The organism is Rahnella sp. P4_A8, from assembly GCF_056402435.1.
This window is the reverse complement of record NZ_JBFUHK010000085.1, coordinates 1-9,319: the sequence shown is the minus strand read 5'-3', so window position 1 is coordinate 9,319 and position 9,319 is coordinate 1. Positions and strand designations below refer to the sequence as shown.

Annotated in this window: 8 protein-coding genes; 1 reads left to right on the top strand and 7 read right to left on the bottom strand. The window is 51.7% G+C overall.

Annotated features, from left to right (window positions below; all coding sequences use genetic code 11):
* Nucleotides 1–402: 402 nt before the first annotated feature.
* Nucleotides 403–1,092 (top strand): FadR/GntR family transcriptional regulator, encoded by a 690-nt coding sequence (locus AC1DUO_RS22105; RefSeq protein WP_013577664.1) that lies wholly within the window; start codon nt 403–405, stop codon nt 1,090–1,092.
* Here AC1DUO_RS22105 and rbsR read toward each other — a convergent pair.
* From rbsR to kup, 7 genes are all read right to left on the bottom strand, one after another.
* Nucleotides 1,075–2,085: a ribose operon transcriptional repressor RbsR gene (gene rbsR, locus AC1DUO_RS22100; protein ID WP_119262210.1), complete on the bottom strand. Its 1,011-nt coding sequence runs from the start codon at nt 2,083–2,085 to the stop codon at nt 1,075–1,077. The genes AC1DUO_RS22105 and rbsR overlap by 18 nt on opposite strands.
* Nucleotides 2,086–3,015 carry a ribokinase gene (gene rbsK, locus AC1DUO_RS22095; RefSeq protein WP_013577666.1) on the bottom strand — a complete coding sequence of 310 codons (930 nt, stop codon included), beginning with the start codon at nt 3,013–3,015 and terminating at the stop codon, nt 2,086–2,088. It abuts the gene before it with no gap.
* Between the two features lie 67 nt (nt 3,016–3,082).
* Nucleotides 3,083–3,973 (bottom strand): ribose ABC transporter substrate-binding protein RbsB, encoded by an 891-nt coding sequence (gene rbsB, locus AC1DUO_RS22090; protein ID WP_013577667.1) that lies wholly within the window; start codon nt 3,971–3,973, stop codon nt 3,083–3,085.
* A gap of 23 nt (nt 3,974–3,996) precedes the next feature.
* Nucleotides 3,997–4,968, bottom strand: coding sequence for a ribose ABC transporter permease (gene rbsC / locus AC1DUO_RS22085; protein WP_013577668.1), 972 nt, complete (start codon nt 4,966–4,968; stop codon nt 3,997–3,999).
* 6 nt (nt 4,969–4,974) lie between these two features.
* Nucleotides 4,975–6,480 carry a ribose ABC transporter ATP-binding protein RbsA gene (gene rbsA, locus AC1DUO_RS22080; RefSeq protein WP_013577669.1) on the bottom strand — a complete coding sequence of 502 codons (1,506 nt, stop codon included), beginning with the start codon at nt 6,478–6,480 and terminating at the stop codon, nt 4,975–4,977.
* A gap of 7 nt (nt 6,481–6,487) precedes the next feature.
* Nucleotides 6,488–6,907, bottom strand: a complete 420-nt coding sequence (gene rbsD / locus AC1DUO_RS22075; RefSeq protein WP_013577670.1) for a D-ribose pyranase — start codon at nt 6,905–6,907, stop codon at nt 6,488–6,490.
* A 215-nt stretch (nt 6,908–7,122) separates the two neighbouring features.
* The gene (gene kup, locus AC1DUO_RS22070) at nt 7,123–8,991 is read right to left on the bottom strand and encodes a low affinity potassium transporter Kup (RefSeq protein WP_477988766.1); all 1,869 of its coding nucleotides are present in this window, start codon (nt 8,989–8,991) and stop codon (nt 7,123–7,125) included.
* Nucleotides 8,992–9,319 lie beyond the last annotated feature (328 nt).

Sequence of the window (9,319 nt, the reverse complement as noted above, 5' to 3'; positions counted from 1 at the left end):
AGGTGGCTGATATCGTCTTGTGAGTGCCCACACAGATTGTCTGATAAATTGTTAAAGAGCATGCCGCGGTTCGCAAGGAATCTTATGCGGCGCGGGAGGCGTATATTACGTTTTCCCGCTGAAGAGTCAAGAGATTATTCATTCGAACATTCTTCTTTTTCTCTTCCCGTCCGGGCGACTTGTCAGTCGTTGTTCCCGGTCAGTGGAGGCGCATTATAGGGAGTTCTCAGAAGGCCGCAACCCCTAATTTCACTTTTTTTACCAACCGTTCATTAATCCGTCAATTTCGTCCAAAATGGACAAATACCGGTCGTTTTTCGCTAAAAACACACCAGTTTCAAGCCAGAGGCTGGAGTAGACTCTCCGTCATAATTAAGAGAAAGACATTCAGGAATACCTTACATGCTACTTAATGCACATCAACAGGCGGCTCAACGTAACCTTTCTTACCTGCTGGCGGAGAAAATTGCACAACGCGTTTTGTCTGGGGAGTATCCGGAAGGGGCTATTCTTCCTGGCGAGAATGAGTTAGGAGAGATTTTTGGTGTCAGCCGGACGGCCGTACGTGAAGCAGTAAAAACGCTGGCGGCTAAGGGAATGCTTTTACCCCGTCCGCGTATTGGTACCCGGGTAATGCCACAATCAAGCTGGAACTTTCTCGATCAGGAATTACTGACCTGGTGGATGACCCGTGAAAACTTCGATCAGGTGATGGCGCATTTTATTGTTTTACGCAAAGCACTCGAACCTCAGGCTTGTGCGTTAGCCGCACTCGCTGCCAGTAAAGAGCAAAAGCATCAGCTCTCTCTATATATGTATGAAATGCGCCAGTTGCATAACAGCTTTGATCGGGAACACTGGATAACGGTAGATACGCAGTTTCACCAGCTAATCTATGAAGCGGGGAAAAATCCTTTTCTGACCTCTTTTGCGAATTTATTCAGTTCAGTGTATCAGAGCTATTTTCGGGCAATTACAGGCAATGAAGTGATTAAACTGGAACATCACCAGCGGCTGACGGATGCCATTCTGGCCGGTGATGCCAATGCCGCACTTCTGGAATGCCAGAGCCTGTTACTTGCTGATGAATGATCCCACAGACTGACGGACTACCAGCTCTGGGGTGAGCACTAAAATCTGAGGCTCTGAAGCCGGGTCTTGCAACCGATGCAGTAATGCATCAACCGCCAGTTCTCCCAGTGAGTCTTTAGGCTGATGGATTGTTGTCAGCGGCGGCATCATATATTGCGCCAGCTGGATATCATCGTACCCCATCACGGCTACATCATCGGGAACACGCAATCCACGCTGATAAAGTGCCTGATATACGCCAACAGCCATCGCATCGTTACTGGCGAAAACCGCATGCGGCGGTTCGGGCAGCGCCAGCAACTGCTGCATTGCGGCTAATCCGCCTTCAAATTCAAAATCACTACACACCTCATAACCAGGTAAAATCTTCAAACCGGCTTTTTCCATGGCCTGACGATATCCACTCAGCCGTTCCTGTGCGGTGTTTTTATCCAGCGGGCCGGTAATGCAGGCGATGCGATGATATCCCTGACGGATTAAAAACTCCGTCGCCATTTCGCCGCCCAGCAGTGCGTTATCCTGAATAATATCTATAGCGCCATCAAACGGTGACCAGTCCATCATCACAATCGGCAGTGACGGATAACGGCTGATAACGTCTTTCGAGGGTCGGTGGTTTTCGGTGCACATGATCAGCAGTCCGTCGACCCGCTTTTGCAACAGCGTTTCCAGGCTGCGATTCATACGTTCGGCGTCATTATCGGTATTACATAAAATGAGGCTGTAGCCGCGTTCATAACAACTACGCTCCACCCCACGCACCACTTCCGAATAGAAAGGGTTACTGCTGGCGGTCAGTAACATGCCGAGGGTGCGTGTCTGGTTCAGCTTAAGGCTGCGGGCCAAGGCGGAAGGCGCGTAATTGAGTTGTTCAACGGCAGCATTCACTTTCTCAGCGATGGATTCACTGACAAAACGATTCTTGTTGATCACATGGGAAACGGTAGAGGTTGAAACGCCCGCGAGGCGGGCGACATCTTTCATGGTGGCCAATCAGGCCTCCTGTTGTGCGAGGAAATCGTCTATTTCTTTGCGCCACGGGACGGAAGGTTGTGCGCCAGGACGCGTCACGGCAATCGCTGCGGCGGCGTGTGCGAATCGTACTGCGCTGTCCATCGGTTTGCCTTCCAGCAGGGCTGTGACTAACGCGCCGTTAAAGGTATCACCTGCTGCTATCGTATCGACGGCTTTTACACGGAACCCCGCCACTAACTTTCCTTCTCCGTTCTGGCTGAGCCAGACGCCTTTACTGCCCAGCGTAATGATGACAGTCGTGATGCCTTTGTCATGCAAAGCGTTTGCGGCGCGAGCGGCATCTTCATTACTGTCGACTTTAATTCCCGTCAGCTTTTCAGCTTCAGTTTCGTTCGGGGTGATTATATCCACCCGTGCCAGCAATTCATCGGGCAATTCACAGGCCGGAGCCGGATTAAGGATCACCTGCGTACCGTTGTCTTTAGCGATCTTCGATGCCGCGATCACCGTTTCAAGCGGAGATTCAAGTTGCATTAATAAAGCAGAAGCACCAATGACCTGCTGTTTATAGCGATCAAGATATTCAGGTGTAACAGCTTTATTTGCCCCCGCATCTATGCCAATAACATTCTCACCTTCCGCATTCACGAAAATCAGCGCTACGCCAGTGGTGGTGTCTTTAATGGCTTCGATGGGGTGCGTATCAATATGGTCACTGGCCAGCTGTTTGCGAACTCGCTCGCCAATATCGTCATCTCCCACACAGGCAATAAAAGAAATATCAGCGCCACTGCGACCGGCTGCAACAGCCTGATTCGCCCCTTTACCGCCAAAGGCTACGGTGTATTGCTTACCGATAACCGTTTCGCCCGGTTGCGGGAAGTGGTTGATATTCAGAATGTGGTCAGCGTTGATACTGCCGAGTACCACCAGTTTGCCGGTTTTCATGTGGAGATCCCTGAGTCAAATAGCGCCTCCATCAGGAGGCGCAGTTACAGCATCGATAAAAAGAGTATTACGGCTGAGCAACCAGTTTCAAATCAACAGGGATAACAGCCGGCACTTTCTCGCCTTTGAGTACTTTATCTGCAGTCTGAACGCCGATCACACCGATTTGTTCAGGACGCTGTGCCACAGTCGCGCCCATTTTGCCGCTGTTAACGGCTTTGATACCGTCGTCGGTGCCATCAAAGCCAACGACCAGCACATCCGTTTTACCGGCAGTCTGCAGGGCGCGCAATGCACCGAGCGCCATTTCGTCATTCTGAGCGAACACGGCCTGCACGTCCTGATGCGCAGTCAGCAGATTCTGCATGACGTTCAGGCCCTTGGTGCGGTCGAAGTCAGCAGGCTGGCTGGCGAGGATCTGGAAATGGTGTTTTTCAGCGGCCTGAGCGAAACCTTTACCGCGTTCACGGGCAACAGACGTCCCGGCGATACCTTCGAGTTCAATGACTTTAGCGTTTTCGCCCAGTTTTTTGGCGATGTAATCACCGGCCATTTTCCCCCCGAAGGCGTTATCAGACGCGACGTGGCTGGCGACAACACCCTTAGTAGCCTGACGGTCAAGGGTGATCACCGGAATTTTCGCCTGGTTTGCCATCGCAACGGCATTGCCTACCGCATCAGAATCCGTCGGGTTGATCAGCATCAGCTTGGTGCCACGAACCGTCAGGTCCTGTACGTTTGCCAGCTCTTTCGCCGGGTTGTTCTGAGAATCAAGAACCACCAGGTTATAACCCAGTTTGTCCGCTTCTTTTTGCGCGCCGTCTTTCATGGAGACGAAGAACGGATTGTTCAGCGTGGAAACGACCAGCGCAATGGTGTCTTTCGCCAGAACGTTAGCACTGAAAGAAGCGGTGATCGCTGCGGCGGAAACCCAGACAGCCAGTTTTTTCATATTCATGGTCATAAGTCCTGTAGGAGAGTTTATTTGTTGCTTTTGTTATCCACCAGAACCGCCAGCAGGATGACAACTGCTTTTACGATCATCTGGTAGTAGGAAGAAACACCTAATAAGTTCAAACCGTTATTCAGGAAGCCAAGGATCAATGCACCGATCAGCGTTCCAACAATGCGTCCTTTACCCCCGGACAGGCTGGTTCCCCCTAATACCACTGCGGCAATCGCATCCAGCTCATAACCCGTACCTGCGTTGGGCTGCGCAGAAGATAAGCGCGCCACTTCGATGATACTGGCCAGAGCGGCTAACAAACCACACAGGGAGTAGACGATAATTTTGACTTTATCGACGCTGATACCTGACAGACGCGTAGCGGATTCGTTACCGCCCAGCGCGTAGATATAACGCCCCAGCCGGGTGTGATGCAGCATGTACCATGCCGCAATAAACACCACAGCCATCAGCCAGACGGGTGTCGGGATACCCAGCGGGCGACCGATACCAAACCAGCCAAAAACATCAGCGACATCATTAAAGCCGGTACTGATCGGGCTGCCGTTGGTGTACACCATCGTAATACCACGCAGCAGCAACATCATGACCAGCGTAGCGATAAACGCCTGGACTTTCCCTTTGGCCACAATCATTCCGGTGACGCCACCCACAGCCGCACCTAACGCCAGCGCGGCGCCAACGGCAACAAACGCATTCACTTCCAGCCCGACAATCGAGGCGGCAACGGCGCCGGTCAGCGCCAGCAAAGAGCCGACGGATAAATCGATCCCGGACGTCAGGATCACCAGTGTCATGCCGACGGCCATAATGGCGTTAACGGACGTTTGCTGAAGGATGTTAAACAGGTTATTGACCGTAAAGAAATTCGGGCTCATGGAAGAGACCACGGCAATCAACACCAGCAGCGCAATCAGAGACTTTTGCTCCAACAACCACTCTTTACTGATCCAGCGCTTTTTGGCTGGCAATGTCTGAGAACTCATATCTGATTACTCCTGCGTCACGCCGTATTGCTTGCCGACAGCGGCAGCCATCAACACTTCCTGCGTAGCCTGTTCTATCGGGAATTCACCGCTTAAATGGCCTTCATGCATCACCAAAACCCGGTCACTCATACCGATCACTTCCGGCATTTCTGAGGAAACCAAAATGATACTCAGCCCTTCGCGCTTGAACTGGTTTATAAGCTGGTAAATCTCTTTCTTGGCACCAACGTCAACGCCGCGCGTCGGTTCATCGAGGATCAGGACTTTCGGCCGCGTCATTAATCCACGGGCAATTGCCACTTTTTGCTGATTACCGCCGGAAAGCAGGCCGATGGTCTGCATCATCGACGGCGTTTTGATATTGAAGAGGCGGATGAAATCGCCGACAGCCTGCTGTTCTTCCGCATGTTTAAGACGTCCGCCAGCGTGGCTGAAATAACGCAGCGCCGTCAGCGACATGTTTTCTTTCACTGACATGCCCAGAACTAAGCCATCGCGCTTGCGGTCTTCAGAGATATAAACAATGCCGTTTGCCAGCCCGTCCTGCGGTGAGTGTGTCACCACTTCGCGACCATCAAGCGCCACATAACCACTTTTACGCGGTAAGGCTCCGTAGAGAATTTTCATCAGTTCGGTACGGCCTGCGCCCATCAGACCGGAAATCCCCAGAATTTCGCCGCTGTACAGATCAAAGCTGACGTTATCCACGCCCGGCCCGCTGACATCGCGTACCTGCAAACGCAGCGCACCGCGTTCATGATTAATGCGCGGGTATTGCTCTTCGAGGCGACGGCCCACCATCATTTCAATCAGCGTGTCTTCTTCAAGCGAACTGACCGGCCGCTCTGCGATGAACTGCCCGTCACGGAACACCGTCACGTCGTCGCAGATTTCGAAAATTTCTTTCATGCGGTGGGAGATATACACCACACCGCAACCGGCGGCTTTCAGTTCCCGGATCACGTTAAATAAAGAAGCGGTTTCGGTATCGGTCAGGGCATCCGTCGGTTCATCCATAATGATGACTTTGGATTCAAAGCTCAGCACTTTGGCAATTTCGACCATCTGCTGGTCGCCGATGGATAAATCGCCTACCAGCCGGTCACTTTTGTAACGCAGATTCAGGCGCGCCAGCAGTTTATCGGCCTCGGCATACATCTTTTTCCAGTTGATGCGGCCAAAACCGTTCACAAACTCACGGCCCAGGAAGATATTTTCAGCAATCGTCAGTTGGGGGATCAGGTTCAATTCCTGATGAATGATACCAATCCCGGCTTCCTGAGAGGCTTTAGGGCCACTGAAAACCGCTTCCTTGCCAAGAAAATGCACTGAGCCGGCATCTTTCTGATAGATGCCGGTCAGCACTTTCATCATGGTGGACTTGCCCGCGCCGTTTTCTCCCACCAGCGCCATTACACGTCCCGGATAAACGCTGAGCGCCGCGCCGGAAAGTGCTTTTACGCCGGGAAAGGCTTTATCAATGCCTGTCAGTTGCAGCAAAGGTTGCATAAAGGCCTCAGAAGGTTACGCCAGCACACAGAATAACGTTCGCATAAGGCGAACATTCCCCGCTGCGGATCACAGCCCGACTTTTTTCGCTTTGTGCTTTGAATGACTCATGACTGACGTAATCCAAAGCAATGGTGTTTCCCTGGTGTTGTTCGAGTTGTGTCAATTGGGCGAGCAACGCTTCATGGAGTTGAGGATTTTTAGTGAGGATTTCCTCGGCGAGGATAGCCCGCTCAACCTGCATCTCATGTGTCACTACCTCTAAGACTTGTAAAAAGGTGGGAACTCCCTGGGTCAGGGCCAGATCGATGCGTTGGCAAGCTGCTGGCACAGGAAGTCCGGCATCGCCAATAACCAGCTGATCGGTGTGACCTAACCGGGCAATAACATGTGAGATTTCGGCATTTAACAGCGGTGACTTCTTCATTGTGAACTCCTACAGCGAAACGTTTCGCTCACCGATGAGTTTATAAAGATCCCCGGCCATCGCAACGGAGTTATGATGGAATTGTGATCAGCGTCGAAACGTTTCGCTGAATAATTAAGAAACCGCAGGGAAATTTGAGTTAGTCGTTTCAGAAAGGAGAACGCGAAAATAAAACAGGGCACCCGAAGGTGCCCTGCGAGCAGTAGAAATGAGGATCAGATTTCTACCTGCGTACCGAGTTCGATTACGCGGTTCGGCGGAATTTCAAACTGATCTGGCGCGCGTAAGGCGTTGCGGCTGAGCGCCATAAAGAGTTTGCCACGGAAGTAGAGATACCAGGGGCGCTTGGTCAGGATCAGTGATTCGTGCGACATAAAGAATGACGTTTCCATCATCCGGCACGGCAATCCTTCCAGACCGCAACGGTGGAACACTTCCTCCACGTTCGGCGTTTCTTTAAATCCGTAGCTGGCGACCACACGCCAGAACGTCGGCGAAAGCTGTTCGATGGTGACGCGCCGGACGTTATGTACATAAGGCGCATCTTCGGTGCGTAACGTCAGCAGTACCACACGCTCATGCAACACTTTGTTGTGTTTGAGATTGTGCAGCAACGCAAACGGAATGACGTTGATGGYGCGCGACATATACACAGCCGTACCCGGAACACGCACCGGCGGGGATTTCTCCAGAGAGGCGATCATCGCTTCCAGGGAATTCCCATGCTCGTTCATGCGGCGCATAAGGCGGAGGCGCTCGCTTTTCCAGGTCGTCATAACGATAAACATGCCCAAACCCAGCGTCAGCGGCAACCAACCGCCGGAGAACAGTTTAGTAGCGTTCGCCGCGAACAGCGGGATATCCATAAACAGCAGACCGATCAGCAAAAGCCCGACCAGGAAAGGTTTCCAGTGCCAGTTTTTGAGTGCCACCGTACAGGAAAGAATACTGGTCAGCACCATCGTACCGGTCACTGCGATACCGTATGCCGCTGCCAGATTGCTCGAATGCTCGAAGCTGGCGATAACGATAACCACCGCAAAGTACAGCAACCAGTTAATGGCCGGGATGTAAATCTGGCCTGCTTCCATTTCTGAAGTGTGGATGATGCGCATTGGCGGTAGATAGCCTAAACGCACAGCCTGACGCGTCAGGGAAAACACGCCGGAAATCACCGCCTGAGAGGCAATAATGGTCGCGAGTGTTGCCAGAACCAGTAACGGGATCAATGCCCAGTCAGGCGCCAGCAGAAAGAACGGGTTTTTAATCGACTCCGGGTCTTTCAGCAGCAATGCGCCCTGACCGAAGTAGTTCAGCACCAGAGAAGGCAGCACCACGGTGAACCAGGCCAGACGGATCGGGAATTTCCCGAAGTGGCCCATATCCGCATACAGCGCTTCCACACCGGTAATCGACAGAACGACCGCGCCAAGTGCCAGGAAGGAAAACGACTTATGCTCGATAAAGAAGTTAACCGCCCACATCGGGTTCATGGCGCGAAGTACTTCAGGGTTCTGCATGATGCTGTTCACGCCGAGAACAGCCAGCGTCAGGAACCACAACAACATCACCGGCGCAAACAGTTTGCCCACGATGCCGGTGCCGTGTTTCTGAATAATGAAAAGCAGCGTCAGGACAGTAATAGATAAGGGGACGATATAAGGATCGAGTGAAGGTGCTGCGATTTCCAAACCTTCCATCGCGGAAAGAACAGAAATAGCCGGAGTGATCACCACTTCACCATAGAAGAAACTTCCGCCGATCAGGCCGAGAATGACCAAAACGGCAGTGGTGCGTGCCGAGGTGTTTCTGCCCGCCAGAGACATCAGCGTCAGAATACCGCCTTCGCCTGCGTTGTCCGCCCGCATCACGTAAGTGAGGTACTTGAGCGAAACAATGAGGATTAACATCCAGAAAATCAGAGAGAGAAAACCAAAAACGACGCTGGGTTCAACGTTGAAACCATAGTGACCAGAAAAACACTCTCTTAAGGTGTAGAGAGGACTGGTACCAATGTCGCCATAGACCACACCAATGGCGGCCAGGGTTACTGCTGGGAGTGACCGTTTATGTTCAGTGCTCATATTTCGTTTCTTTTTTGCTCGAACATCCGTAAGCGATGAGTGCGCTCGATCTTATGATGCCCACTAAAAGGCGCACAGTATGCACGAATAAATTGGATTGCCTACCCTTAAATGTGCAGCTAAACCGGCGTTCATATGAACGGGGTCACATTTCTGATAATAGAAAATTTTTAGTAATCAACAAGCTATAACGACAAAAATAAACGTGGCATATCGCTATTAGCCAGTACACTATTCAACAACTCAATGGAAACCGGAAGAGACAGTATGGCGCAATCTCCCCTTCTGGCAGAACGGATCGCCCGTCTTGCTAACGCATTAGAACAAC